We start from the raw sequence: 25,005 nt of genomic DNA on the forward strand, positions 1-25,005 counted from the left end.
GATAGCGGGCGGGGGGCTGTGTCTCAAGTCCCGGGTTTCTTCTTGGCGAGAATACTCAAATACCGTCGCCTGCCACAGGTATCAGGCGTCGTGGCGGGGCACCTTTCCCGAAGGCGCGCGATAGGGGCGCGTGACATCCTTGAGCGTGACCTCGAGCGCCTCGATCTCGAGCCGGATCGCGCCATCGCCTGCAAGTGTCAGCAGCAGATGGCCGGTGCCGTCGCCGGTCGGCTCGAAGCTGACCGACATCAGCGACAGGATCGTGTCGGGATCACCCCGGTCGATGCCTTGGCTGGCGACGCGCAGCACGTTCTCGACGACCAGCACCGATTGCACCCGTTCGGGCGCGTGGCGCTCGCGACCCTGATCTTCCCAGCGAAAGCGGTTGAGCAGCAGGCCGAAGCGCCGCGCGCCCGGTCGCCAGGTCATTTCGGTGATCGGAAAGACCGCATCCTGCGCGAGGCTGGAGATCACCTGCAGATCATCGACATCGAACGCACCCAGATTGAGCGGGGTCTCGCGCCCGTCTTCGAATTTGGCGTCTTCGGTCATTGGCCGCTGATCCTTTCGATCTTCGCACCGACATTGCCGAGTTTCTCCTCGACGCTCTCATACCCGCGATCGAGATGATAGACCCGGTTGACCACCGTCTCGCCCTCGGCTGCCAGCCCTGCGAGGATCAGCGACACGCTGGCGCGCAGATCCGTGGCCATCACCGGCGCGCCCTTGAGGTGTTCGACGCCGGTGACGGTCGCGGTGCCGCCCTGCACGTCGATCCGCGCCCCCATGCGCATCAGTTCCGGCGCATGCATGAAGCGGTTCTCGAAAATCCGCTCTTCAAGCACCGAGGTGCCTTCGGCGGTGCACATCAGCGCCATCATCTGCGCCTGCAGGTCGGTGGGAAAGCCGGGGAAGGGTTCGGTGATCACGTCAACGGCCCGCACGCGGCCATTCTGACGGCTGACCTTGAGGCCGTGTTCGGTTTCCTCCACCGAGACACCGGCGGCATCGAGCCGCTCGCAGAACGCCTGCACAAGGTCGATCCGCCCGCCGAGGCATTCGACCTCGCCACCACAGATCGCCGGGGCCAGCATGTAGGTGCCCAGTTCGATCCGGTCAGGTACCACGGGATGCGTCGCTCCGCCCAGACGGTCGACGCCCTGAATGGTGATTGTCGATGTGCCCTCGCCCTCAATCTGTGCGCCCATGCGGCGCAGGCAGTGTGCCAGATCCACGATCTCGGGTTCGCGAGCGGCGTTCTTCAGCACGGTCGTGCCCTTGGCCAGCGTCGCCGCCATCAGCGCGTTTTCCGTGGCGCCGACCGAGACGATGGGAAACTCGAAGGTGCCGCCCCTGAGGCCGCCGGGGGCCTTGGCATGCACATAGCCCTCGCGCAGGTCGAGTTCCGCGCCCATGGCCTCCAGCGCCTTGAGGTGCAGATCGACGGGCCGCGCGCCGATGGCACAGCCGCCGGGCAGCGACACGACTGCATGCCCGTCGCGCGCCAGCATCGGGCCAAGGACGAGGATCGAGGCGCGCATCTTGCGCACGATGTCATAATCGGCCACGTGATTGTCGAGCGCGTGCGACGACAGCGCCAGCACCTTGCCGCCCTGCATCTGCGTGACCTCGGCCCCGAGCGATTGCAGGAGCGTGCTCATCGTCTTGATGTCCGACAGGCGCGGCGCGTTGGTCAGGGTCAGCGGCTCTTCGCTGAGCAGTGTTGCGGGCATCAGCGTGAGGCAGGCGTTCTTGGCCCCCGCAATCGGGATCTGCCCCTTGAGAGGGCCATTGCCCGTGACGACGATCGAATCCATCTGCTCTACCCTTTGTCCTTGTCACCGGTTTCCGGCTTGCCTGCCTCATCCGCACCGCGTGCGCGCATCTGCGCCTTACGCCGCGCGAGATTGGCCTTCAACGCCGATTTGAGCCTGTCCTCGCGGCTCTGGTCATTTTTCGCGGGCTTGTCCGGTGTGGTTTTCTTGTTCATGCCGCCCGTCTTACAGGAGCCATCAAAAACCGTCCAGTTACCCCTTGCGCGAGGGGGCATTAGCGTCTAATCAGCGCGCCACGTGCTGCTGTAGCTCAGTGGTAGAGCGCACCCTTGGTAAGGGTGAGGTCGGGAGTTCAATCCTCCCCAGCAGCACCATTTACGTCCCGAAACTTAAACGCCTGGGTGTGGCCCTTGATCGGTACGAGGTCTCAGGCGCCCTTGAAGTTGACCCGTCCCTCGTGTTCGAGCGCGTCGTCGAGTGCCATATCTCGGGCCTTGATCGCGCGCTGCTCTGCGCGTTGGTGGCGGATGCGGCCAAACTGACCGATGCCAATGCCGAAAAGAATGATCAGCCCGCCCGGGATCAGTCCCGCGCCGGGAGACTCGCCAAGCAGCAGCATCGCGATCACGAGCGCGGCCAGAGGGGAAAAGGATGTCGCAAGAGAGATATCCCCAGCTCGGGCGTATTTCAGGCCGAGCGTCCAGGCAAACTGCCCAACGATGATGACGATGACCGCGTAGACCCATACCCATTTCCAGACGATTGCAGAGAAAATGTCCTGAAAGTGCAGCGCTCCGTAAAGATAGATGGCGAGGAAATAGTAGATGATCGTGCCCAGGACCGTTCGGTAGATCGAGAATATTCCAAGCGGTATGCCTTTAAGTCCGACCCGGCTGACGATGGTCGAGGCGATAAAAGACAATGTGGCGAAGACGGTGGCGATCTCGCCTTTTCCAAACGAGAAGCGGGCGCCGCCGTCGTTCATGAGAAGCATCACGAGTGCACCGATCAGCGCGATCAAACCCGCCGAGAACGCCCAGGGATCGAGCTTTTCGCCAAGCAGAAGGAATGCGGTGAGCAAAAAGAGCGGCGGTTCGATCCGACCGATCAGCACGACGTTGGTCACGGTCGTATAATCGAGAGCGATAAAGAACAGCGCGGGCGTCACGGCTGACGACAGAAGCGCGGACAGAGACAGGATGCTCCAGTCCCGGCGTGTCAGCTTGCCAAGATTGTCGAGGGTCCAGTCCTTGTAGAACATGAACACCATTGGAATAAGCGATATCAGGGACCCTAGAAATAGCAGATTGCACAAGGTCACGGCGTTGCGGCCCATGATGGGGTGTTGCCTGCCGATATCCGCCAGCAAGGAGACGATGGAATTCGACGACGCATAGACAAGCACCGCCAGCCAAACCAGCCCGGCCCCCAGCATGGTCTTGGACATTTCCGGACGCGGTGTCGTCTCGACGTTGCTCATGGTCCGATCCCTTTCTTGTAAATGCTTTGAGAAAAACTTTGCCCCGTGCCGCTGAATAACAAGTGTCGCGTCGCACAAAGCCCATCACATTTCCTCGGGTGGGCTGGCAGTTCCGACAGATGCTACGGAAAAACCGGGATATGTCCATCGAAAGCGCGCCGACGCGGCTGCACCTTGACGCCGGGACTAGGGGGCTTTTGGAGTGAATTGGCCCATTGCCCCTGACGCGCAGGCCTGTACCCTGCATGAAGCAATGCAAGAGGACAGCGATGATCACCGTGAACCCTGAGAGATTTCTGGCCGATCTTCACCGGCTGCGCGAGTTCGGCGCGGCGGGGGTGGGCAAGGGCGTGGTGCGCCCGGCCTTCAGCGCGCCCGATATCGCCGCGCGCGAATGGCTGGCCGATGAGATGCGGGCGGCGGGGCTGACCTCGCAGTTCGATCCGGTGGGCAGTCTCTTCGGGCTGGCCGAGGGCAAATCGCTGCTGATCGGCAGTCACAGCGACAGCCAACCCGAGGGTGGATGGCTCGACGGGGCGCTTGGCGTCATCGCGGGGCTGGAGATTGCGCGTGCCAGCGTCGAGGCGGGCGGGCCGCCGATTTCGGTGGTGTCGTTCCAGGACGAGGAGGGGCGCTTTGGCGTCACTACTGGCAGCGCGATCTGGTCCGGCAACCTGAGCCTTGAGGACGCCGACCGGCAGACCGACCGCGAGGGCGTGAGTTTCGCCGAGGCGCGCGCGGGCATGGCGCATCTGGCGGGCGATTTCATTGATCCTGCGCGCTTCACCGGCTTTCTGGAAATGCATATCGAGCAGGGCCCGTGGCTGGAACAGGCGGGCGAGGCGGTCGGGGTCGTGACCGATATCGTTGGCATCCGCGACATGCGGATCACGCTGGAGGGCCAGCAGAACCACGCGGGCACCACGCCGATGCACCTGCGGCGCGACGCCTTTCAGGGCGTGTCGCGGTTCAACAGTCTGATCAATGAGCGGTTCCGTAACGTGGTCACGCCGCAGACGGTCTGGACCATCGGCCATGTGCGGCTGCATCCCGACGCGCATTCGATCGTGCCGGGGCAGGCGGTGTTTTCGATGCAATGGCGCGACGGCGACGCAGACCGTCTGCGCCGGATGGAGGAGATCATCCGCGATACCGCCGCAGAGGTGGCGCAAGACATGGGCCTTGGCCTGAGTTTCGGCGATATGCTGGGGCTGGAGCCGGTGCCGATGGATGGGAGTTTGCGTGCGGCGCTTTGCGACAGTGCCGAGGCCGTGGTGCCGGGCGGCTGGCGGCAGATGCAGTCGGGCGCGCTGCACGATGCGACCAATGTGTCGCGGCTGATGCCTGCGGCGATGCTGTTTGTGCCCTCGATCGACGGGATCAGCCACGCCTTTGCCGAGGACACCGCCGAGGCCGATCTGGTGGCCGGGCTGGAGGTGCTGGCGGGGGCGGCGGCGCGTCTATGATGATTTAGACCGCGTCATCGTCCGGCTTGACCGGACGATCTACTGGCCGTGAGATCCTCGGGTCAGGCCCGAGGATGACGGAAGCACGTCACCCCCACCCGACATCCCCCAGAAAGATATAGCCCGCGCCGTAGATCGTCTTGATGAGGCGGGGGTTCTTGGGGTCTTCGCGCAGCTTGGTGCGCAGGCGCGAGATGCGTACGTCCATGGCGCGGTCAAAGCTTTCGCCCGCCGCCCCGCCAAGCGCCTCCTGCATCGCATGCCGGGAAATCAACCGCTTGGGGCGTTCGAGAAAGAGACGCAGCACCTCGCCCTCGGCGTGGGAAAATGGGGTTTCCGCGCCGCTCTCATCCTCCAGGACATAACGGTCGAAATGCGCGGTCCAGCCGTTGAAGCGCGCCACCTCGCCGGTCTGGGGGGCGGGTGTGCCGCGACGCAGGCGGGCGCGGATGCGGGCCACCACTTCCGCCGGGTCGAACGGCTTTATGATATAGTCGTCGGCGCCCAGTTCCAGACCGGTCACTCGGTCCTGCACCTGCGCGCGGCCTGAGATGATGATCACCGTGGCACCCTGTTCGAGTGCGAGGCGATGCACGAGGGTCAGCCCGTCGCGGTCGGGCAGCGAGAGATCGACGAGGCAGACATCGGGATTGGCCTGCCGCAGCGCGGCCTCGAATTCGGTGGCGCGGCCAAAGGCCATGGTGCGAAATCCCGCCTCGGTCAGCGCGTCGGCCAGCATCGTGCGGATCGCCGGTTCGTCGTCGAGGATGGTCACCAGCGGTACGGTCATGGTCGGTCTCCGGCATTCAGGGCGGCGTCAAGCTGGGCTGCGGTGAACGGTTTGCGCAGCACCGGCACGCGCCCGGCGGCGGCGCGGTGCAGCGGATCGTCCGGCGGCAGGGATGTCATCAGCACCAGCGGGCAATCGGACCCGCGCACCACCGAGGCCAGATCGAGCCCGGTGCGGTCGCCTTCCAGCACGATATCCGACAGCACGGCGGATATCTCGGGCAGGTCGGCGATCAGCGTTGTCGCCTCTTCCACGCTGGTCGCCTCGATCACGCTATGGCCCGCGCCGCGCAGCATATCGCGCAGGGCGCTGCGCAGATCGGGGCTGTCCTCGACCAGCAGCACGAGGCCGGGGGGGCGTGCGTCACCCGCCGGGCGCAACGGCAGGCGCAGGGCCACGCGCCCGCCGGTGTCGGTATTGCCGAGGATGATGCGCCCGCCCGCCAGCTTGGTCATGTCATAGACCATCGACAGGCCCAGCCCCGAGCCCTCGCCGCCCTTGGTGGTGAAGAACGGATCGAGCGCGTGGCGGATCGCCTCGGGGCTGAAGCCGGGGCCGGTATCGTCGAGCACGAATTCAAGCCATATTTCCTGCAGCGCGCGGGCGGTGAGGGTGATTTCGCCGCCGCCGCCACAGGCATCACGTGCGTTCAGGATGAGATTGAGCAGTGAATCCTGCAACATGCCCGCATCGAGCAGGTAGCGGTTCTCGGTATCTTCGCGCGTGATCCGCAGGGTCACGCCCGAGGGCAGGGCCGAGCGGGCCAGTGTTTCCAGATCGCTCAGAAAGGCCGCGAGATCGGTCGGCACGGGTTCATGCTCGCGCGGGCCGGTCATGTCGGCGATCCGGTTGAGCAGCCCGCCCCCGCGCCGGGCTGCGGCAAGAGTGGCGTCAATCAGCGTGCGCGCCTCTTCCGGCAGGCCCATCCGGCCAAGCCGCGACTGCATGCCCAATATGATCGTCAGCAGATTCGAGAAGTCATGCGCCAATCCACTGGTCAGTTGTGCGGCCATCTCGCGGCGCCGGGTCTGTTGCAAGGCGGCGCGGGTCTGGCTTTCCTCGGTGATGTCCATCGACAGGATATAAACGCCGCCGCTGGAATGATCAGGGGTGAGCGCCACGCGGATGCGGCGCGAGCTTGGCTCATGGGTGAACTCGAAGACCGACGCCTGCCCGGCATAGGCCTTGTCCAGTTCCGGGCCGATCACAGACCAAGGCTGCGGCCCAAGTACCTCGGCCGCATGAACCCCGATCAGATCAGCGCGCGAGCCGGGCATCACCGAGGTCAAGCGCCGGTTGGAATAGGTATAGCGGTGATCGGGGCCGACATGCGCGATATGTGCGGGCATCATCTCGGCGGTCAGACGGGTGCGGGCCTCGGCCTCGGAAATCTGGCGCTTGGCTTCTTCCAGTGCGGTGATCGTTGCCTCAAGCTCTCGGTTGGCCGCCGAGAGATCCTCGGAATAGCTGAGCAACTGATCCGACAATTCCTCGGAACGGGCGCGCAGCAGCGCCTCCTGTCGCTTGGTGCGGGTGATGTCGGTATAGACCGTGACCCACCCGCCCTGCGGCAGAGGCGTGCCCTCGACGCTGATCGTGCGGCCATTGGCGCGGGTCCGTTCCATGTAATGCGGCTCGAAGGCGCGGGCGATCTCGACCCGGGTGGCGACGAAAGCGTCCACATCGCCCACATCGCCGTAATCGCCGCGTGTCGCGAGATAGCGGATCGTATCGGAGAAATCGGCCCCCGGCGTCACGAGCCAATCGGGTAGGGCGAACATTTCCTGAAAGCGCCGGTTGCAGACGGCGAGGCGCAGATCGCGGTCATAGATGGTGAGCGCCTGCTGAATGAGGTTCAGCCCGGCCATGGTCATGGCGTCACGATCGGCGTGGTTGGGGCTCATTCATCTTTCCTCCTGATCCTTGGCTAGCACCGGAGGGGGCGGTGGCAAAGGCTGTATATGCGCCTGTTACAATTCGTAAGGATTGCGAAATGTTCAGGAAAAAGTTGACGGCGAGCGTGTTTCCCGCACCCTTTGAGGAGAGGAGAATCGCCCCAAGGCGGTCGGATGTCCGTTGATCGGACAATTGGGAGGATAAAATTTGGCACAGCCGTCACAGGCGACGGACGGGATGGATTCCGTTCCGGCGCTCTTGCAACGTAACGCCACGCGGTTTGGCGATAAACCCGCCTACCGCGAAAAGGAATACGGCATCTGGCAATGCTGGACCTGGGCCGAGGCCGAGAAAGAGATCGAGGCGCTTGCGCTCGGGCTTATGAATCTGGGCGTGAACGAGGGTGATTTCATCGCCATCATCGGCCGCAACCGGCCGCATTTCTACTGGTCCATGGTTGCCGCGCAATCGGTGGGGGCGATCCCCGTGCCGCTCTATCAGGATGCCGCCGCCGATGAGATGGCCTATGTGATGGACCATTGCGGCGCGCGCTTTGCGATCGTGCAGGATCAGGAGCAGGTCGACAAGCTGATCGAGGTGCAGGAGGGGCTGCATCAGCTTGAGCACATGATCTATGTGGACCCTCGGGGCCTGCGCAAATACGACCATCACAAGCTGCACCGCTATATCGACATCCAGGAACAGGGCCGCGCGGCCTATTACGAATGGATCGAGGACCTCAAGGCGCGGCGCGAAAAGCTGACCTATGACAGCGTCTGCGTGATGCTCTATACCTCGGGCACCACCGGCAAGCCCAAAGGCGTGGTGCTGAGCAATCGCAACATCATCGAGGCGTCGAAATCCTCGTCGGAGTTCGACAAGCTGACCCGCGACGAAGAGGTGCTGGCCTATCTGCCGATGGCCTGGGTCGGCGATTTCATCTTTTCCATCGGGCAGGCCTATTGGTGCGGCTTCTGCGTCAACTGCCCCGAGAGCCCCGAGACCATGCAGACCGACCTGCGCGAGATCGGGCCGACCTATTACTTTGCCCCACCGCGCGTGTTCGAGACCCAGCTGACCAACGTGATGATCCGGATGGAGGATGCGGGAAAGCTCAAGAAATGGCTGTTCGATCGCTTCATGGCGCATGCGCGCCGGGTGGGCCCGGCGATCCTTGATGGCAAGCCCGTGGGCGGGATGGACCGGCTGAAATATGCGCTCGGCAACCTCTTCATCTATGGCCCGCTCAAGGATACGCTCGGGCTTGGCCGGGTGCGGGTCGGCTATACGGCGGGTGAGGCGATCGGGCCGGAAATCTTCGATTTCTACCGCTCGCTCGGTATCAATCTCAAGCAGCTTTACGGCCAGACCGAGGCATCGGTGTTCATCACGCTGCAACCCGATGGCGAGGTTCGATCCGATACCGTGGGCGTGCCCGCACCGGGCGTGGAGATCCGCATCAGCGACACCGGCGAAGTGTTCTATCGCGGGCCCGGAACGTTCGAGTATTATTACAAGAACGAGGAAAGCACCAAAAAGACCAAGGATTCAGAGGGTTGGGTCGCCACTGGCGATGCGGGCTTTTTCGAGGACGGCTCTGGCCACCTGCGGATCATCGACCGTGCCAAGGATGTCGGCAAGATGGCGGACGGGCAGATGTTCGCGCCGAAATACGTCGAGAACAAGCTCAAGTTCTATCCCAACATCCTTGAGGCCGTGGTGTTCGGGCATCAGCGCGAACAGTGCAGCGCCTTCATAAATATCGACCTGACGGCGGTCGGCAACTGGGCGGAGCGCAACAATATCGGCTATGCCTCCTATCAGGAACTGGCCGGAAATCCGCGTGTGCTCGACATGATCCAGAGCCATGTGGAGGAGGTCAATCGCAGCCTCGCCGATGATCCGATGCTGAGCCATTGCCAGGTGCACCGCTTCCTCGTGCTGCACAAGGAACTCGATGCCGATGACGGCGAGATGACCCGCACCCGCAAGGTCCGCCGGGGCGTGATTTCCGAGAAATTCGAGGATCTTCTGGGCGCGCTCTATGATGGCTCGAGTGAGATTTATACCACGACCGAGGTCACATATGAGGATGGCCGCAAGGGCAGCATCAGCGCGACGCTCCAGATCCGCGATGCGGCAGTGTTGCCGGTCGAGACAGCAAAGGTGGCGGCGGAATGAACGATATGACACCTGACGGATACACCACTGAGGACGGTCGCAAGATCGGTGCGGTGGTGATGGAAATGAGAAACATCACGCTTCGCTTCGGTGGGGTGGTGGCGATCCAAGATATCAGTTTCGACATCCGCGAGGGCGAGATCCGGGCCATTATCGGGCCCAACGGAGCTGGCAAATCCTCGATGCTCAACGTGATCAGCGGCTTTTACCATCCGCAGGAGGGTGAGGTCTGGTACAAGGGGGCCAAGCGTCCGACGATGAAGCCCTACGAAGTGGCGCAGCAGGGCATCGCGCGGACCTTTCAGAATATCGCGCTGTTTGAGGGGATGACGGTGCTCGACAACGTGATGACGGGTCGCATCCGGCAGATGAGTGCGGGGCTGCTGTCACAGGCGATCTGGAAGGGGAAGGCCGAACGCGAAGAGGTCGAGAACCGTGAGGTCGTTGAAAAGATAATAGATTTTCTGGAGATCCAGCATATCCGCAAGACCCCGGTGGGGCGGTTGCCTTACGGTCTCAAGAAGCGGGTGGAGCTGGCGCGGGCGCTGGCCGCCGAGCCGTCGATCCTGCTGCTGGATGAGCCGATGGCGGGGATGAACGTCGAGGAGAAGGAGGACATGAGCCGCTTTATCCTTGATGTGAATGACGAATTCGGGACCACCATTGCCCTCATCGAGCATGACATGGGCGTGGTCATGGACCTCAGCGACCGGGTGGTCGTGATGGATTACGGCAAGAAGATCGGCGACGGCTCGCCCGACGAGGTGCGTCAGAATCAGGCGGTGATCGACGCCTATCTGGGGGTGGCGCATGACTGATTTTTCCACGTCGGTAACACGTCGGTATCGCGTCGGTATTGCGTCGGTGCCGCGCAACAACACGAAAAACGGAGGCTTGCGCCATGCCTGAGCAGTTTATCTGGGGAATGGAAGTGTTCCTGAACGGGCTCATGGCCGGGGTGCTTTATGCGCTCGTCGCACTTGGCTTCGTGCTGATCTTCAAGGCCTCGGGCATCTTCAATTTCGCGCAGGGCGTGCTGGCGCTCTTCGCGGCCTTGACGCTGGTCGGGATCATGGAGGGGCAGGTGCCGTTCAGTCACCTGATCAATGCGGTCTTCGGCACCGATGTGCATTATTTCGGATGGAACGTGCCGGCGCTGGGGGCGATCCTGCTGACGATGGTGGTGATGGTGGCGCTGGCCTGGGCGGTCAATCAGTTCATCTTTCGCCATCTTGTCGGGCAGGAGCCTATCATCCTCTTCATGGCCACGATTGGTCTGGCCTATTTCCTCGAAGGGTTCGGGGACATGATGTGGGGCTCTGACATCAAGAAACTGGATGTCGGCCTGCCGCAGGGCATCAACAGCGCCATCGACGAGGTGACCTACAACATCTTCGGCTATGGCTTCTTCATCGACAATCTCGATCTTTGGGCCACGCTGGTGGCGGCGCTGCTGGTGATCGCGCTGGTGCTCTTCGCGCAGTTCTCCAAGCATGGCCGGGCGATGCGCGCGGTGGCGGACGACCATCAGGCGGCGCTGTCGGTGGGTATCTCGCTCAAGTTCATCTGGGTGATGGTCTGGTCGCTGGCAGGCTTCGTGGCGCTGGTCGCGGGCATCATGTGGGGCACCAAATCAGGCGTGCAGTTCTCGCTGTCGCTGATCGCGCTCAAGGCGTTGCCGGTGCTGATGCTGGGCGGGTTCACCTCGATCCCCGGAGCGATTGTCGGCGGGTTGATCATCGGGGTCGGTGAAAAGCTGTTCGAGTTCCTGATTGGTGCGCCCTATCTGGGCGGGGCCACGGAAATCTGGTTCGCCTATGTGCTGGCGCTCGTCTTTCTGGTGTTCCGGCCGCAGGGCCTGTTTGGGGAGAAGATCATTGAGCGCGTTTGACAAGATCCGTGCGGGCGACCGCGTGTCGCTGCGCGCCACGACACCCGCCCACCCAGGCCTACCTTCGATGCGGGAGGCGGTGAGATGCAAAAGCTGATTGCGATTGCCAATGTGGTGGCCTGGGCCGGGTTCTGGTCCTTCGGGTATCTGGCGTTCAGCGCAGGGCCCGATCAGAGCGGGCAGATGGTGATTGCCGCCGTGCTGGCTGCGCTTGGCGGCGGGGTGGGCATGCTGGCCTATTTCTGGCTGGTGCGCCACACCGAGGCGACGGGCTATGCCAAGCCCGCCAACCGCGCGGAAAAGCGCGACGACGATGAGATTCATGGGGAGGTGCTCTGAAATGTTTTACCGTGAAGCAGGGGATTTCAAGACCTCCTATACCGACGACAGCCAGACCTTTCCGATCAAGTTTGACCGCTACCGCTATTATGTGGTTCTTGTATTGGCCTTTGCCGTGGTGCCCTTCGTCATCAATGACTATTGGGTGAACGCGGTCTTCCTGCCGTTCCTGATCTATTCGATTGCCGCCATTGGGCTCAATATCCTTGTGGGCTATTGCGGGCAGGTCAGCCTCGGCACCGGCGGGTTCATGGCAGTGGGGGCCTATGCGGTCTACAAGCTGATGGTCGCGTTTCCCGAGGTCAGCATCTTTTTCCATGTCATCCTTGCGGGTGGGATCACGGCGGGGGTTTGCGTGCTCTTTGGTCTGCCAAGCTTGCGGATCAAGGGGTTCTACCTGGCCGTGGCGACCTTGGCGGCGCAGTTCTTTCTGGTGTGGATCTTCAACCGGGTGGGCTGGTTCTACAACTACTCGGCCTCGGGGCAGATCAACGCGCCTGAGCGGACCGTGTTCGGTGTCCCGGTCACCGGGGCGGAGACCGCGCCCTGGGCGGCCTATATCTTTTGCCTCGTCTTCGTCGTCGCCTCGGCGATCATTGCGCGCAACCTGACGCGCGGCATGGCGGGGCGCAAATGGATGGCCATTCGCGACATGGATATCGCCGCCGAGATCATCGGGGTGAACCCGCTGAAGGCCAAGCTGTCGGCCTTTGCCGTCTCGGGCTTTTTCGTCGGGCTGTCGGGGGCGCTGTTCTTTGCGGTCTACCTCGGGGCCGTCGAGGTGGGCGAGGCGTTCGGCATCAACAAGTCGTTCCTTGTCCTCTTCATGGTGATCATCGGCGGGCTCGGCTCGATCTTCGGCAGCTTTGCCGGGGCGGCATTCCTGGTGCTGTTGCCGGTGCTGTTGAAGAACACGCTGGTGGGGGGGCTTGGCTGGCCCACGGACCTCGCGGCGCATCTGGAGTTCATGATCGTGGGGGGGCTGATCATCATCTTCCTGATCGCGGAACCGCATGGCCTGGCGCAACTGTGGCGCGTGGCCAAGGAGAAACTGAGACTTTGGCCCTTCCCGCACTAGGGGGGGTTTTGGGATTGGGCGCGGGAGGCCGCGTTCAAGACGAGACATCGGATAAAAACCAAGGGAGGATAATACCGATGAGACAGAAACTGATGACGGCCGCGGCCGTCGCCATGATGGCGGCAAGCCCGGCGCTGGCCGAGCTGACCATCGTCGACACGAGCTATCGCACCGGGCCTTATGCCGCGAACGGTATCCCGTTCTCGGACGGGTATCAGGATTACTTTACCCTGCTCAACGAGCGCGACGGCGGTATCGGCGGCGAGATGATCAACCTCGTCGAGTGCGAGACCGGCTATAACACCGAGAAGGGCGTGGAGTGCTACGAGGCCACCAAGAACGCGGGCGACGGCGCGCTGGTCTATCAGCCGCTTTCGACGGGCATCACCTATCAGCTGATCCCCAAGGCGACCGCCGATGGCATCCCGCTTCATACCATGGGCTACGGGCGCACCTCGGCCAAGAATGGTGAGGTCTTCAAGTGGGTGTTCAACTATCCGGCCAACTACTGGGACGGGGCGAGCCACGCGATCACCCATATCCTGAACGAGAATGGCGGCGATATATCGGGGCGCAAGATCGCGCTGGTCTATCACAACTCCGCCTATGGCAAGGAGCCGATCCGCACGCTGGAGAACCTCGCCGAAAAGCACGGCTTTGAGCTGACGCTGCTGCCCGTCGACCATCCCGGTCAGGAGCAGAAATCGCAATGGCTGCAAATCCGTCGCGAGAAGCCCGACAACGTGATCATGTGGGGCTGGGGCGTGATGAACCAGGTCGCGATTCAGGAGGCTGTGAACATCCGTTTTCCGATGGATCAGTTCATCGGCATCTGGTGGTCGGGCTCGGAGAATGACGTGAAACCGGCGGGTGATCGGGCCGATGGCTACAAGGCGCTGACCTTCCACAACCTCGGCGACGATTACCCGGTTTACGCGGATATTCAGGAGCATGTCGTGGACACCGGCAAGGCCGCGGGTGCGGGCGACCAGGTGGGCTCGGTGCTCTATAACCGGGGCATGTATGCCGCGATGCTGGCCGCCGAGGCCGTGAAGACCGCGCAGGAGATGCACGGCGTGAGCGCGATCAATGCAGCCCAGATGCGTGACGGCATGGAGAACCTGGAGATGACCGAAGAGAAGATGGCGGCCCTTGGCCTGCCGAACTTCGGCCCCGAGTTCAAGGTGTCCTGCGAGAACCACGGTGGCAACGGCTTTGGTGCCGTGTCGCAGTGGGATGCGGAAGCCGGTGAGTTCACCCTGATCACTGACTATTACCAGTCGGATCAGGAGATCATCGGCAAGCTGGTGGCCGAGGATTCGGCGCAGTTTGCCGAGGAGAACGGGATCGAGCCGGGCTGCTGAGCCGGATCATTTCCTCCCGGTCGCGGTGCATGCCGCGGCCGGGGCACTTGAGTATTTTTGGAAAGATGAAGACGGGGCGGTCCCTGTCTGTCTGCGACGGAGAGCTTTGATGCTGGATGCAAGCCCGAGTGACGAGACCCTTCTCGAGGTCAACAATATCGAGGTGATCTACAATCACGTGATCCTCGTGCTCAAGGGCGTGAGCCTGAGCGTGCCGAAGGGTGGGATCACCGCGCTGCTGGGCGGCAACGGGGCGGGCAAGACCACCACGCTGAAGGCGATCTCGAACCTGCTGAAATCCGAGCGCGGCGAGGTGACCAAGGGCACGATCCACTATCGCGGCGAGCGGGTGCAGGATCTGCTGACCTCTGACCTGGTGAAAAAGGGCGTGGTGCAGGTGATGGAGGGGCGGCATTGCTTCGAGCATCTGACCGTCGAGGAGAATCTGCTGACCGGGGCCTATACGCGGGGCGTGAGCCGGGGCGAGATCGATGCCGATCTGAACATGGTCTACGACTATTTTCCGCGCCTCAAGGAGCGCCGCAAGTCACAGGCGGGCTATACCTCGGGCGGGGAGCAGCAGATGGTGGCGATCGGGCGCGCGCTGATGAGCCGCCCCGAGACGATTCTGCTGGACGAGCCGTCGATGGGGCTGGCCCCGCAGCTGGTGGAGCAGATTTTCGGCATCGTGAAATCGCTCAACGAGCAGCAGGGCTATACCTTTCTGCTCGCTGAACAGAACACCAATGTCGCGCTGCGGTTTGCGCATTACGGATATATTCTGGAGTCGGGCCGGGTGGTGATGGACGGTCCCGCCAAGGACCTGCGCGAGAACCCCGACGTCAAGGAATTCTATCTCGGCATGTCGGACGAGGGGCGCAAGAGCTTTCGCGATGTGCGCAGCTATCGCCGCCGCAAGCGTTGGCTGGCGTGAGCCCGTTCGCGTTTCCCGAGACCTACGCCAGAGGATGATGGCATGACCGACTATTTCGACGCCCAAGAGACCCGCAGCGCCGCCGAGCGCGCCGAGGCGCTGGCGCGTGACCTGCCCGCGCAGATCGCGCGGGCGCAAGGCTTGCCGGGTTATGGCGGGGCTTTGGACGGGGTGGAGCCGCAGCGTATCACCGATGCGGCGGCGCTCTCGGCGCTGCCGGTGTTGCGCAAGTCCGATCTGGGGCGGGCGCAGGGCGCGGCGGCCCCGTTTGGCGGGCTGACCGGTCTGCCTGCCTCGGGCTTTGCCCATATTTTTCAATCCCCCGGCCCGATCTACGAGCCGGGCGGGGTGAGCCATGACTGGTGGCGCGTCGGCCGGTTCCTGCATGCCTGTGGTGTGGGCCGTGGCGATATCGTGCAGAACTGCTTTGGCTACCATCTGACGCCTGCGGGCATGATTTTCGAGAACGGCGCGCGGGCGGTGGGGGCGGCGGTGCTGCCTGCAGGCACGGGCCAGACCGAGTTGCAGGCGCGCGCCGCGCATGACGTCGGCGTCACCGCCTATGCGGGCACGCCCGATTACCTCAAGGTCATTCTCGACAAGGCCGAGGAGATGGCGCTGGCCCTGAAGATCACCAAGGCGGCGGTAGGGGGCGGTGCGCTCTTCCCGTCTTTGCGCGCGGAATACGCGGAGCGCGGCATTCAATGCCTGCAATGCTATGCCACCGCCGATCTGGGCAATATCGCCTATGAGAGCGCCGCGCAGGAGGGGATGATCGTGGACGAGGGCGTGATCGTCGAGATCGTGACCCCCGGCACCGGCAATCCGGTCGCCCCCGGCGAGGTGGGCGAGGTGGTGGTGACCACGCTCAACCCCGATTATCCACTGATCCGGTTCGCCACCGGCGATCTGAGCGCGGTGATGGAGGGGGAAAGCCCCTGCGGGCGCACCAACATGCGTATCAAGGGCTGGATGGGGCGCGCCGATCAGACCACCAAGATCAAGGGCATGTTCGTGCGCCCTGAACAGGTGGCGGCGTTGGTGGCGCGACACGATACGATTTCGCGCGCCCGCGTGATCGCCAGCCGCGAGGGCGAGGCGGATGTGATGACCGTGCGGATCGAGGCCACGGGCGGCGAGGCCGATCACTATGCCGGGGCGGTGAGCGAGGTGCTCAAGCTCAAGGGGCGGATCGAGGTGGTGCCGCCGGGCAGCTTGCCCAATGACGGCAAGGTGATCGAGGATTTGCGCAGCTACGAGTGAGGGTGCCGAAATCTTGAAAAGATTTCGGACCGCGATCTTTTGAAGATCGCGGGGCCGTCGCGCGAGGATCAACAAAATCGGTTGGCGTCGTAGGGGGCGAGGTCGATATTGGGACGGCGTCCGGCGATCATGTCGGCGATGAGCCGCCCGGTCTTGGGCCCTGCTGTCAGGCCGATATGCTGGTGGCCAAAAGCGGCGTGTACGCCTGTGCCGCCGATTTCGCCGATCAGCGGCAGGCTGTCCGGGGTCGAGGGGCGAAAGCCCATCCATTCCTCGACGCTGTCATAGGTGAGATCCGGGAAGACCTGCGCCGAGACGCGGCGGATGAGATCGAGCGGCGCGCGGGATGGCCCCTTGGTGATGCCGCCCAATTCGACGGTGCCTGCGCAGCGCAGACCGTGCGCCATCGGGTTGACCGCGAATTTGCCGCTGGAGATCATCAGCGGGTGGCGCGGCATCTGCGAGGGGGCTTTGAAATGCAGGTGGTAGCCGCGTTCGGCCTCGAGCGGCACCTTGAGCCCGAGTTTGCGCATCAGCGGTTTTGACCAGATGCCGGCCGAAAGAACAGCCGTATCGCAGGGCAGCGTGCCTTGATCCGTGACCACGCCGGTGATGCGCCCGTCGGTGAGGGTGATGTCGCGCACCTCGGCGCGGCGGTACTGCCCGCCTTCGGATTGCAGGACGCTGGCGAGGTCGGCCATGTAGGCGAGCGGGTCGCGGATATGGCCGTGGTCCTTGAGCAGGGCGAGGCATTGGGTGGCGGGGCCGAGCATCGGTTCGACCTCCCTTACCGCAGCACCCTCGATCACCTCGGGGATATGCCCGGCGGCGCGCTTCATCTCCCACCCGTAGCTATCGGCCTCAAAACCGGCGCGGCTGGGATAGGCATAGGCGAAATCGCTGGTGGCGAGCCATTTTTCGGCCGGAGTGCCGCGCACCAGCGCGCGGTGCTGATCGACGCTGTCGCCGACGATGGGGATCAGCCCCTCGACCATGCGGCGGGTGCCCTCGGGGGTGGCGTTGCGGGTGAATTGCCACAGCCATGGCAGCAGGCGCGGCAGGTAGGACCATTGCAGGAAGAGCGGCGAGCGCGGGTTGCTGAGATACTTGATCGCGGTGGGGATCAGATCGGGGGTGTTGACCGGCACGATGGCCCATTGCGCGAGGAGCCCGGCATTGCCCTGCGACGCGCCCGCGCCGGGATACTCGCGATCGACGAGCGTGACCGTGTGGCCCGCGCGGCGCAGCCAGATGGCGGAGCTGAGGCCGCAGATGCCGGCACCGATGACGATGATGTTCTGGGGCGTGCTCACGGGCGGCCTCTGATGCATGTGTCGCAGGATCGTCGCCACCTAAGCGCAGCGCGTGGCGCGCGGCAAGGGCATGTGGCGGGCGCGCCAAAGAAAAACCCCGCCCAAGTCGGGGGCGGGGTTTCGATTTCTGCCGGGTGCGGTTGCACCGGGTGCCGGGTTCAGCCCTGGCGGGCCTTGAACCGGGGCTGCGACTTGTTGATGACGTAGACGCGGCCTTTGCGGCGCACGACACGGCAATCGCGGTGCCGGTTCTTGAGCGAACGCAGCGAATTACGAACCTTCATGGTCGTCTCCTGTCTGTCGTGGCGCGGGCCAGCGCCTTGGGTTACGGGTGTTTCGCGGGGTGCGAAACAGTGAATTCATGGTGGGCGATACAAGGTTCGAACTTGTGACCCCTTCGATGTCAACGAAGTGCTCTACCGCTGAGCTAATCGCCCATGAATGCCAGTCAGACCTTGCGCCCCAACAAATAGGGGCGCGGAAGCCCGCGCCGGTTCGCTGGTCTATAAAAGGAGTCGGAGAGGGGATCAAGGGCTTTTAGATACGCATTTTCGGTCTATTATGACTTTCAAGAGGAGCGCGTATGCCGAAGGCCGCCTATCACCTGACCCATCCCGAGCGGCGCACCACGTCGGTGGTGTTCGCCTCGCCGCATAGCGGGCGCGATTACCCTTGGACCTTCCTGCGCCGCACCGCCCTGAACGAGCATTCGGTGCGCTCGTCGGAGGATGCGTTTGTCGATCAGCTGTTTGATTGCGCGCCCCGTGCGGGGGCGCCGTTCATCCGGGCGGGGGCGCCACGCGCCTATGTCGATCTGAACCGCAGCGCCGATGAGCTTGATCCGGCGCTGATCGAGGGGGTGAGCCGACAGGGGCACAATCCGCGCGTGGCCTCGGGGCTGGGGGTGATCCCTCGGGTCGTGGCGAACGGGCAGGCGATCTATTCCGGCAAGCTCAGCATGGTCGAGGCGCGCCACCGGATCGAGACCTATTGGCAGCCCTATCACACGGCGTTGCAGGGGCAGCTCGATCAGGCGCATCTGATGTTCGGCGAGGCGATCCTGGTGGATTGCCATTCGATGCCGCATGAGGCGATGGATGCGGTCGCGCGGCGCGGTGTGCGCCGTCCCGAGATCGTTCTGGGCGACCGGTTCGGGGCTGCCGCCGATGGCGTGGTGGTGGACCGGATTGAGGAGGTGTTCACGCGGGCCGGGCTGGTCGTGACGCGCAACACGCCGTTTGCCGGGGCCTATATCACGCAGGCTTATGGCCGGCCCACGCGGGGGCGGCACGCGGTGCAGATCGAGATCGACCGGGCGCTCTACATGAACGAGCGGCTGATCCGGCCGAATGGGAATTTCGAGGCGTTTCGGCGGTTGATGCGCGAGGTGGTGCGCGAGATTGCGGATATCGGGCGTTCGGATGCGGTGCCGTTGGCGGCGGAGTAGCGGGGCGGCTTTTGGCCTGAAGCGGACATAGCACCCCGCCAAAAGGTGCTGCGTGATCGCAGGGCCGGGGACTGGCGAAGCAACGGTCGTGGTGGGTGCTTTATGCCAGCCAAGTCTTTGTAACCTCAACACGTTGCGCACCCTATCAAATCGCCAGGCCGCGGCACGGCCCGGCGATCGCGCGGCACCTTCGGTGCGTTTCGCGCGGGTGGTGCGTATGTCGGGTTCAGGCCAAACCCAGCCCCCCACGACCTACCGCAACGCCCGCCCCTTCAATATCGCGTCAGGCCCGAATTTCGAGCGGATCGCGTCGGTGGCGCGTTCCGCTTCGGCGCGGCGGGCGGCTTGCGGGTCGAGCAGGTCGCCGGAGCGGTCGGCGCCGTCTTCTGGCACGAGATCGGACAGCCCGACGCCGATCAACCGGTAGGCCGCGCCCTGCGGCACCTGATCCATCAGCGCGCGCGCGGCGCGGTAGAGCGTGTCGGCCATTTGGGTGGCATCCCGCAGGCTCTGGCGGCGGGTGAGCAGCGAATGATCGGCGCGCTTGAGTTTGAGCGTGACGACGCGGCCCGCGATGCCCTTGGCCTTGGAGCGGTCCGCCACCTTCTCCGACAGCCGCCACAGGTGTCCGTCGAGCAGGTCGAGATCGGCGGTATCTTGGGAAAACGTGGTCTCGTTGGAGATCGACTTGACCGGCGCGTTGGCGGCGACGCGGCGGCGGTCCTGCCCGCGCGCGAGATGCCAGAGCCGGTCGCCCATGGAGCCAAACCGCGCGATCAGGTCGCGCTGTTCCCAGCGCAAGAGATCGGCGAATGTGTGGATGCCCGCGCCGTTGAGCGCCTTCAGGGTCGACTGGCCGACGCCCCAGATCAGGCTGACGGGCTTGTCGCGCAGGAAATCATCGGTCTCCTTCACGCCGATCACCGAAAACCCATGCGGCTTGTCGAGATCCGAGGCGATCTTGGCGAGAAACTTGTTATGGCTGAGGCCGATGGAGCCGGTCACGCCCAACTCATCCCGCATTCGCCGGACGAGACGGGCGAGCATCACGGCAGGCGGCGCGCCGTGCAGCCGTGCGGTGCCGGTGAGATCGAGAAACGCCTCGTCGAGCGAGAGCGGCTCCACCGAAGGCGTCAGATCGAGCATCATCGCGCGGATGGCGCGCGACACGTCCGCATAAACCTCCATCCGGGGACGGATCACCACCGCCTCGGGGCAGAGCCGCAGCGCCTGAAACATCGGCATGGCCGAGCGCACGCCGCGAATGCGCGCGATATAGCAGGCGGTCGAGACCACACCACGCCGCCCGCCGCCGATGATCAGCGGCTTGTCCGCGAGGTCCGGGTTGTCGCGTTTCTCGACGCTGGCATAGAAGGCATCGCAATCCATATGCGCGATCGACAGGTCCCAGAGTTCGGGATGCGACGCCACGCGCGGGCTGCCGCAGGCGGGGCAGCTGCGGGCATCGTCGAATCGGGTCAGGCAATCGCGGCAGAGGCTGGGCATGATGCGGGCAGATTATCTCAGTTTGAGCGGCTTGGCAGCCATTTGATGGTGCTTGTCAGTAGTGCAGGCGCGGCCTAGGGTCCGCGCGACCAAGGAGCGCCCGCCATGACCCACCGTTTCCCCGTCCGCGTCTATTACGAGGATACCGATATGGGCGGTATCGTCTATCACGCCAATTACCTCAAGTTCATCGAGCGCGCCCGCAGCGCGTGGGTGCGCGATCTGGGGATAGATCAGAACGCGATGCGCGAGCGCGACGGGGTGATTTTCGCGGTGCGCCGGGTCGAGGCGGATTATCTGGGCCCTGCGAAATTCGACGACGCGCTGGAGGTCGAGACGCGCACGGTGCAGGTCACGGGCGCTCGGCTGGTGATGGAACAGGTGGTGACGCGCGGGGCGGTGCGGCTGTTTCAGGCGGTGGTCACGGTGGTTTGCGTCAACGAGGCAGGGCAGCCGGCGCGGCTTCCGGCGAATATCCGCCTGCAACTTCACTGATCGGTGCGATCACGCCTGTTTTGATGCGGATATGTTGGCTTTCCCTCTGGAAATAGGGTAGGTTCGGCCCCAATAAGGCGGGAAAACCGGCCAAACCTATAAAGAGCAGGCAGATGGAAGCAGAAACCCTGGCATTGGCACAGGAGATGGATTTCTCCATGTGGGCGTTGTTCGCGCGCTCCACCCTAGTCGTGAAACTCGTGATGTTGTTGTTGATCGTGGCCTCGTTCTGGGCCTGGTCGATCATCGTCCAGAAACTCATTACCTATCGCAAGGCCCGACGCGAGGCCGAGATCTTCGACCGGCGGTTCTGGTCGGGCGAGCCGCTCGATGGTCTTTTCGACGAGATCGGGCCGGAGCCGGACGGGCATTTCGAGCGGATTTTCGCGGCGGGCATGATGGAATGGCGGCGCAGTCACCGCACCGATGGCGCGCTGATCGCCGGGGCCACGGCGCGGATCGACCGCAGCATGGATGTGGCGATCGCCAAGGAATCCGAGAGCCTGCAAAGCGGCTTGCAGGTGCTGGCGACGGTGGGCTCTACCGCGCCGTTCATCGGACTGTTTGGTACGGTCTGGGGGATCATGCATTCCTTTATCAATATCGCCGAGCAGCAGAACACCAATCTGGCCGTGGTGGCACCGGGCATCGCCGAGGCGCTGCTGGCAACCGGTCTGGGCCTGCTTGCGGCGATTCCGGCGGTGATCTTCTACAACAAGCTGAGTGCCGATGCCGACCGCATCGTGGCCAGCTACGAGGCCTTTGCCGACGAGTTCGCCACCATCCTCAGCCGTCAGTTGGACAGCTAGGCCATGGGCGCGGGGGTGGTTCAGAAATCCGGCGATCAGGGACGGCGCAGGCGCGGGCGCGGACGGTCGCGCCCGATGGCCGAGATCAACGTCACGCCGTTTGTCGATGTGATGCTGGTGCTGTTGATCATCTTCATGGTGGCCGCCCCGCTGATGGTGGTGGGCGTGCCGGTAGAACTGCCCGAGACCGCCGCCAATTCCCTGCCGAGCGAGGAAGAAGAGCCGCTGACCGTGACGGTTACGGCGGATGGCACGGTGATGATCCAGACCACCGAGGTGCCGCGCGGCGACCTGGTGGCGCGGCTGCGCGCGATTGCGACCGAGCGCGACAGCACGCGGGTGTTCCTGCGCGCCGATGGTGCGGTGCCCTATTCGGACGTGATGCAGGTGATGGGCGCGCTCAATCGTGGAGGCTTCGGCAATATCGGGCTGGTGACGGATGCCGGCGGGCCCGCGCTTGACGGGCAGGGCGGCTAGGGGCGCGACTGGTGTGAATACCGGGCAGATCATATCGGGGGCGGGTCATCTGGCATTGATCGGATGGGCCCTCATCGGAGGTGTGTTCCAATCCGCGCCGCCGCCCTTCGAGGTGGTGCAGGCGACGGCCATTTCCGAAGAGGAGTTCGCCGCCATCATGGACCGCCAGAGCGCGCCCGATGCGGTGGCCGATGTCGACACGCCCGAGCCGCCCGCGCCGGGCGAGGCGGCGCCAAGCCTGAGCTCAGAAGCCGACACGCCGCCCGAGGCGGCGCAGCCTGATGCAAGCGCGACACCGCCGCCTGATCCCGCGCCCGATGTGTCGCAGATCACGCCGCCCGCGCCCGCCGAGGTCGAGGATGCGCCCCCCGTCATGGAGGTGCCGCAGGAGGATACGGCCGTGATGGTGCCCGAGGTGTCGCCCCGCCCGCAGCCGCGCCCGGCGCCGCGCGTCGCCCCCGAAGCGGTGGAGCGCCCCGAGCCGGATGTGCGCGTGGATGACGTAGCGAGCCCCGAGGTGACGCCCGACGAGGGTGCCGAGAGTGCGGAGGAGCCATCTGAGGCGACGGCCCCGGAAGAGGCCGCGACCGAGATCGTGACCGAGGCGGAGGAACCGGCGCAGGCCGCGCCCACGGCTTCGGTGCGGCCGCGCTCGCGCCCGGCGCGCCCGGCGGCCACGGCAGAGGCTGCGCCCGAAGAGACACCGCAGCCCGAAACGACAGCCGAGCCCGAAACGCCCGCCACCGATCAAAGTGCCGTCAACGACGCGCTGGCGGCGGCCCTGGGCCAGGCGCAGCAGAGCAGCGAGGCCCCGAGCGGCCCGCCCCTGACCGGGGGCGAAAAGGATGCGCTGCGGGTGGCCGTGCAGCGCTGCTGGAACGTGGGCAGCCTGAGTTCCGAGGCGCTGCGCACCACCGTCGTGGTGGGCGTGCAGATGGCCGAGAGTGGCAGGCCCGAGATCGGCAGCATTCGTATGCTGAGCGCCTCGGGCGGCGGCGATGCGGCGGCGAAACAGGCGTTCGAGGCGGCCCGGCGGGCGATTATCCGCTGTGGCAATGACGGATTCGACCTGCCGGTCGAGAAATACGATCACTGGCGTGATATCGAAATGACATTCAATCCGGAGAACATGAGGATCAAATGATGCGGTATATGATGAGCCTCCTTGCGGCGCTGATGCTTTGGGCGCTGCCCGCGATTGCGCAGAACAGCGGCCCGCTTCGGATCGAGATCACCGAGGGTGTGATCGAGCCGATGCCCTACGCGGTGCCAGATTTCGTGGGTGAGAGTGCCACGGCGACCGAGATGGGACGCAACCTGTCGCGGGTCATCGCGTCGGACCTGAGCGGCACCGGGTTGTTCCGGGAAATCCCGGCGCAGGCGCATATCAGCCGGATCACCAGCTTTGAAAGCCCGGTGCAATATGCCGATTGGCGCGCGGTCAAGGCGCAGGCGCTGATCACCGGCGCGGTGAGCGTCGACGGGTCGGGGCGTCTGGTGGTGAAGTTCCGCATCTACGATGTGTTTGCCGGGCAGGAACTGGGCAACGGGCTGCAATTCGTGGGCACGCAGGATGGCTGGCGGCGGATCGCGCATAAGGTGGCCGATCAGGTCTATGCGCGGATCACCGGCGAGGGCGGGTATTTCGACAGTCGGGTGGTCTATGTGGCCGAGAGCGGCCCCAAGGATCAGCGCGCCAAGCGGCTGGCGATCATGGATTATGACGGCGCGAATGTGCAGTATCTGACCGACAGTTCCAGCCTTGTGCTTGCGCCGCGCTTTTCGCCCTCGGGTGACCGGGTGCTTTATACCAGCTACGAGACCGGCTTTCCGCGCATCTATGTTCTGGACGTGGCCAGCGTGGGCCGCCGTGTCTTGCCGACGATGGACGGCACGATGAGTTTCGCGCCGCGTTTCGCGCCGGATGGGCGCACGGTGGTTTATTCGCTGACGCAGGGCGGCAATACCGATCTATACCGCATGGATATCGGCAGCGGGGCCAGCACGCGGCTGACCAATGCGCCGTCGATCGAGACCGCGCCCAGCTATAGCCCGGATGGCCGCCAGATCGTGTTCGAGAGCGACCGTTCGGGCACGCCGCAGCTATATATCATGGCCGCGGGCGGCGGCGAGGCGCGGCGGATCAGTTTCGGGCAGGGGCGTTATGGCACGCCGGTCTGGTCGCCGCGCGGTGATCTCATTGCCTTTACCAAGCAGTCCAAGGGCCGGTTTCATATCGGCGTGATGCGCACCGATGGCAGTGAAGAGCGGCTGTTGACCGCGTCGTTCCTCGACGAGGGGCCGACATGGGCGCCGAATGGCCGGGTGATCATGTTCACCCGCGAGACTCAGGGCGCGCAGGGGCAGGCGCGGCTTTATTCGGTGGATATCTCGGGGCGCAATCTCAAGCAGGTTCAGACCAATGGCGGGGCGAGCGACCCCTCCTGGGGGCCGCTTCAGAACTGACGATGCACGGCCCGCGTTTCCTTGGGGCGCGGGCT

Annotated in this window: 24 protein-coding genes and 2 tRNA genes; 16 read left to right on the plus strand and 10 right to left on the minus strand. The window is 64.2% G+C overall.

Annotated features, from left to right (window positions below):
* Positions 1 to 81: 81 nt before the first annotated feature.
* From PVU19_RS04895 to PVU19_RS04905, 3 genes are read right to left on the minus strand one after another with little or no spacing between them, the layout of a single operon-like run.
* Positions 82 to 552 (minus strand): DUF2948 family protein, encoded by a 471-nt coding sequence (locus PVU19_RS04895; RefSeq protein WP_050663363.1) that lies wholly within the window; start codon positions 550 to 552, stop codon positions 82 to 84.
* Complete coding sequence (murA, locus tag PVU19_RS04900) at positions 549 to 1,817, minus strand: UDP-N-acetylglucosamine 1-carboxyvinyltransferase (RefSeq protein WP_050663364.1); 1,269 nt, start codon at positions 1,815 to 1,817, stop codon at positions 549 to 551. Before murA ends, PVU19_RS04895 begins: the two co-directional genes overlap by 4 nt.
* A gap of 5 nt (positions 1,818 to 1,822) precedes the next feature.
* Entirely contained in the window at positions 1,823 to 1,990 is a 168-nt protein-coding gene (locus PVU19_RS04905) for a hypothetical protein (protein ID WP_162838262.1), read from the minus strand.
* A gap of 84 nt (positions 1,991 to 2,074) precedes the next feature.
* Between PVU19_RS04905 and PVU19_RS04910 the strand changes: the two genes are divergently transcribed.
* A tRNA-Thr gene (locus PVU19_RS04910) sits at positions 2,075 to 2,149 on the plus strand.
* A gap of 53 nt (positions 2,150 to 2,202) precedes the next feature.
* Here PVU19_RS04910 and PVU19_RS04915 read toward each other — a convergent pair.
* Entirely contained in the window at positions 2,203 to 3,255 is a 1,053-nt protein-coding gene (locus tag PVU19_RS04915; RefSeq protein WP_050663365.1) for a DMT family transporter, read from the minus strand.
* A gap of 269 nt (positions 3,256 to 3,524) precedes the next feature.
* Here PVU19_RS04915 and PVU19_RS04920 point away from each other — a divergent pair, with 269 nt between their 5' ends.
* Positions 3,525 to 4,721, plus strand: coding sequence for a hydantoinase/carbamoylase family amidase (locus tag PVU19_RS04920; RefSeq protein WP_050663366.1), 1,197 nt, complete (start codon positions 3,525 to 3,527; stop codon positions 4,719 to 4,721).
* 88 nt (positions 4,722 to 4,809) lie between these two features.
* Here PVU19_RS04920 and PVU19_RS04925 read toward each other — a convergent pair whose 3' ends face one another.
* The gene (locus PVU19_RS04925) at positions 4,810 to 5,511 is read right to left on the minus strand and encodes a response regulator transcription factor (protein ID WP_050663367.1); all 702 of its coding nucleotides are present in this window, start codon (positions 5,509 to 5,511) and stop codon (positions 4,810 to 4,812) included.
* Positions 5,508 to 7,415 (minus strand): hybrid sensor histidine kinase/response regulator, encoded by a 1,908-nt coding sequence (locus PVU19_RS04930; RefSeq protein ID WP_050663368.1) that lies wholly within the window; start codon positions 7,413 to 7,415, stop codon positions 5,508 to 5,510. The genes PVU19_RS04925 and PVU19_RS04930 overlap by 4 nt, the downstream gene beginning before the upstream one ends.
* A gap of 229 nt (positions 7,416 to 7,644) precedes the next feature.
* Here PVU19_RS04930 and PVU19_RS04935 point away from each other — a divergent pair, with 229 nt between their 5' ends.
* From PVU19_RS04935 to PVU19_RS04970, 8 genes are all read left to right on the plus strand, one after another.
* Positions 7,645 to 9,588, plus strand: coding sequence for an AMP-binding protein (locus PVU19_RS04935; protein ID WP_050663369.1), 1,944 nt, complete (start codon positions 7,645 to 7,647; stop codon positions 9,586 to 9,588).
* The gene (locus PVU19_RS04940; protein WP_050663370.1) at positions 9,585 to 10,406 is read left to right on the plus strand and encodes an ABC transporter ATP-binding protein; all 822 of its coding nucleotides are present in this window, start codon (positions 9,585 to 9,587) and stop codon (positions 10,404 to 10,406) included. Before PVU19_RS04935 ends, PVU19_RS04940 begins: the two co-directional genes overlap by 4 nt.
* Positions 10,407 to 10,489: 83 nt before the next feature.
* Positions 10,490 to 11,479 (plus strand): branched-chain amino acid ABC transporter permease, encoded by a 990-nt coding sequence (locus PVU19_RS04945; RefSeq protein WP_050663371.1) that lies wholly within the window; start codon positions 10,490 to 10,492, stop codon positions 11,477 to 11,479.
* 84 nt (positions 11,480 to 11,563) lie between these two features.
* Positions 11,564 to 11,818, plus strand: a complete 255-nt coding sequence (locus PVU19_RS04950; RefSeq protein ID WP_050663372.1) for a hypothetical protein — start codon at positions 11,564 to 11,566, stop codon at positions 11,816 to 11,818.
* Position 11,819: 1 nt separating this feature from the next.
* Positions 11,820 to 12,896, plus strand: coding sequence for a branched-chain amino acid ABC transporter permease (locus tag PVU19_RS04955; RefSeq protein ID WP_050663373.1), 1,077 nt, complete (start codon positions 11,820 to 11,822; stop codon positions 12,894 to 12,896).
* Between the two features lie 77 nt (positions 12,897 to 12,973).
* The gene (locus PVU19_RS04960) at positions 12,974 to 14,260 is read left to right on the plus strand and encodes an ABC transporter substrate-binding protein (RefSeq protein ID WP_050663374.1); all 1,287 of its coding nucleotides are present in this window, start codon (positions 12,974 to 12,976) and stop codon (positions 14,258 to 14,260) included.
* Positions 14,261 to 14,369: 109 nt separating this feature from the next.
* Positions 14,370 to 15,194 carry an ABC transporter ATP-binding protein gene (locus tag PVU19_RS04965; protein ID WP_050663375.1) on the plus strand — a complete coding sequence of 275 codons (825 nt, stop codon included), beginning with the start codon at positions 14,370 to 14,372 and terminating at the stop codon, positions 15,192 to 15,194.
* Between the two features lie 42 nt (positions 15,195 to 15,236).
* Entirely contained in the window at positions 15,237 to 16,457 is a 1,221-nt protein-coding gene (locus PVU19_RS04970; RefSeq protein WP_050663376.1) for a phenylacetate--CoA ligase family protein, read from the plus strand.
* Positions 16,458 to 16,525: 68 nt separating this feature from the next.
* Here PVU19_RS04970 and PVU19_RS04975 read toward each other — a convergent pair whose 3' ends face one another.
* The 3 genes from PVU19_RS04975 to PVU19_RS04985 form a co-directional block, all read right to left on the minus strand.
* Positions 16,526 to 17,770: an NAD(P)/FAD-dependent oxidoreductase gene (locus tag PVU19_RS04975; RefSeq protein ID WP_420833251.1), complete on the minus strand. Its 1,245-nt coding sequence runs from the start codon at positions 17,768 to 17,770 to the stop codon at positions 16,526 to 16,528.
* Positions 17,771 to 17,928: 158 nt separating this feature from the next.
* Complete coding sequence (ykgO, locus tag PVU19_RS04980) at positions 17,929 to 18,054, minus strand: type B 50S ribosomal protein L36 (RefSeq protein WP_050663377.1); 126 nt, start codon at positions 18,052 to 18,054, stop codon at positions 17,929 to 17,931.
* A gap of 78 nt (positions 18,055 to 18,132) precedes the next feature.
* A tRNA-Val gene (locus PVU19_RS04985) sits at positions 18,133 to 18,207 on the minus strand.
* Positions 18,208 to 18,353: 146 nt separating this feature from the next.
* Here PVU19_RS04985 and PVU19_RS04990 point away from each other — a divergent pair.
* Positions 18,354 to 19,217, plus strand: a complete 864-nt coding sequence (locus PVU19_RS04990; RefSeq protein WP_050663378.1) for an N-formylglutamate amidohydrolase — start codon at positions 18,354 to 18,356, stop codon at positions 19,215 to 19,217.
* A gap of 252 nt (positions 19,218 to 19,469) precedes the next feature.
* On the opposite strand, the gene PVU19_RS04995 is transcribed toward PVU19_RS04990, so the two are convergent.
* Positions 19,470 to 20,723, minus strand: coding sequence for a DNA polymerase IV (locus tag PVU19_RS04995; RefSeq protein ID WP_082237786.1), 1,254 nt, complete (start codon positions 20,721 to 20,723; stop codon positions 19,470 to 19,472).
* A 105-nt stretch (positions 20,724 to 20,828) separates the two neighbouring features.
* On the opposite strand from PVU19_RS04995, the gene ybgC reads away from it, so the two are divergent.
* The 5 genes from ybgC (at position 20,829) to tolB (ending at position 24,970) form a co-directional block, all read left to right on the plus strand.
* Entirely contained in the window at positions 20,829 to 21,218 is a 390-nt protein-coding gene (gene ybgC, locus PVU19_RS05000) for a tol-pal system-associated acyl-CoA thioesterase (protein WP_050663680.1), read from the plus strand.
* A 113-nt stretch (positions 21,219 to 21,331) separates the two neighbouring features.
* The gene (tolQ, locus tag PVU19_RS05005; RefSeq protein ID WP_050663679.1) at positions 21,332 to 22,027 is read left to right on the plus strand and encodes a protein TolQ; all 696 of its coding nucleotides are present in this window, start codon (positions 21,332 to 21,334) and stop codon (positions 22,025 to 22,027) included.
* 3 nt (positions 22,028 to 22,030) lie between these two features.
* Positions 22,031 to 22,504 (plus strand): protein TolR, encoded by a 474-nt coding sequence (gene tolR / locus PVU19_RS05010; protein WP_050663678.1) that lies wholly within the window; start codon positions 22,031 to 22,033, stop codon positions 22,502 to 22,504.
* Positions 22,505 to 22,517: 13 nt separating this feature from the next.
* The gene (locus tag PVU19_RS05015; protein ID WP_050663677.1) at positions 22,518 to 23,648 is read left to right on the plus strand and encodes a hypothetical protein; all 1,131 of its coding nucleotides are present in this window, start codon (positions 22,518 to 22,520) and stop codon (positions 23,646 to 23,648) included.
* A complete protein-coding gene (tolB, locus tag PVU19_RS05020; RefSeq protein ID WP_050663676.1) occupies positions 23,645 to 24,970 on the plus strand; it encodes a Tol-Pal system beta propeller repeat protein TolB in 1,326 nt (441 codons plus the stop codon). Before PVU19_RS05015 ends, tolB begins: the two co-directional genes overlap by 4 nt.
* The last annotated feature ends 35 nt before the right edge of the window (positions 24,971 to 25,005 follow it).

It is taken from the genome of Roseovarius tolerans (assembly GCF_028885395.1).
Lineage (GTDB): Bacteria > Pseudomonadota > Alphaproteobacteria > Rhodobacterales > Rhodobacteraceae > Roseovarius > Roseovarius tolerans.

Bases quoted from the DNA above. Each gene is read 5' to 3' on its own strand.
- PVU19_RS04895 (WP_050663363.1), bottom strand. From the start codon at position 552: ATGACCGAAGACGCCAAATTCGAAGACGGGCGCGAGACCCCGCTCAAT.
- murA (WP_050663364.1), bottom strand. From the start codon at position 1,817: ATGGATTCGATCGTCGTCACGGGCAATGGCCCTCTCAAGGGGCAGATC.
- PVU19_RS04905 (WP_162838262.1), bottom strand. From the start codon at position 1,990: ATGAACAAGAAAACCACACCGGACAAGCCCGCGAAAAATGACCAGAGC.
- PVU19_RS04915 (WP_050663365.1), bottom strand. From the start codon at position 3,255: ATGAGCAACGTCGAGACGACACCGCGTCCGGAAATGTCCAAGACCATG.
- PVU19_RS04920 (WP_050663366.1), top strand. From the start codon at position 3,525: ATGATCACCGTGAACCCTGAGAGATTTCTGGCCGATCTTCACCGGCTG.
- PVU19_RS04925 (WP_050663367.1), bottom strand. From the start codon at position 5,511: ATGACCGTACCGCTGGTGACCATCCTCGACGACGAACCGGCGATCCGC.
- PVU19_RS04930 (WP_050663368.1), bottom strand. From the start codon at position 7,415: ATGAGCCCCAACCACGCCGATCGTGACGCCATGACCATGGCCGGGCTG.
- PVU19_RS04935 (WP_050663369.1), top strand. From the start codon at position 7,645: ATGGATTCCGTTCCGGCGCTCTTGCAACGTAACGCCACGCGGTTTGGC.
- PVU19_RS04940 (WP_050663370.1), top strand. From the start codon at position 9,585: ATGAACGATATGACACCTGACGGATACACCACTGAGGACGGTCGCAAG.
- PVU19_RS04945 (WP_050663371.1), top strand. From the start codon at position 10,490: ATGCCTGAGCAGTTTATCTGGGGAATGGAAGTGTTCCTGAACGGGCTC.
- PVU19_RS04950 (WP_050663372.1), top strand. From the start codon at position 11,564: ATGCAAAAGCTGATTGCGATTGCCAATGTGGTGGCCTGGGCCGGGTTC.
- PVU19_RS04955 (WP_050663373.1), top strand. From the start codon at position 11,820: ATGTTTTACCGTGAAGCAGGGGATTTCAAGACCTCCTATACCGACGAC.
- PVU19_RS04960 (WP_050663374.1), top strand. From the start codon at position 12,974: ATGAGACAGAAACTGATGACGGCCGCGGCCGTCGCCATGATGGCGGCA.
- PVU19_RS04965 (WP_050663375.1), top strand. From the start codon at position 14,370: ATGCTGGATGCAAGCCCGAGTGACGAGACCCTTCTCGAGGTCAACAAT.
- PVU19_RS04970 (WP_050663376.1), top strand. From the start codon at position 15,237: ATGACCGACTATTTCGACGCCCAAGAGACCCGCAGCGCCGCCGAGCGC.
- ykgO (WP_050663377.1), bottom strand. From the start codon at position 18,054: ATGAAGGTTCGTAATTCGCTGCGTTCGCTCAAGAACCGGCACCGCGAT.
- PVU19_RS04990 (WP_050663378.1), top strand. From the start codon at position 18,354: ATGCCGAAGGCCGCCTATCACCTGACCCATCCCGAGCGGCGCACCACG.
- PVU19_RS04995 (WP_082237786.1), bottom strand. From the start codon at position 20,723: ATGCCCAGCCTCTGCCGCGATTGCCTGACCCGATTCGACGATGCCCGC.
- ybgC (WP_050663680.1), top strand. From the start codon at position 20,829: ATGACCCACCGTTTCCCCGTCCGCGTCTATTACGAGGATACCGATATG.
- tolQ (WP_050663679.1), top strand. From the start codon at position 21,332: ATGGAAGCAGAAACCCTGGCATTGGCACAGGAGATGGATTTCTCCATG.
- tolR (WP_050663678.1), top strand. From the start codon at position 22,031: ATGGGCGCGGGGGTGGTTCAGAAATCCGGCGATCAGGGACGGCGCAGG.
- tolB (WP_050663676.1), top strand. From the start codon at position 23,645: ATGATGCGGTATATGATGAGCCTCCTTGCGGCGCTGATGCTTTGGGCG.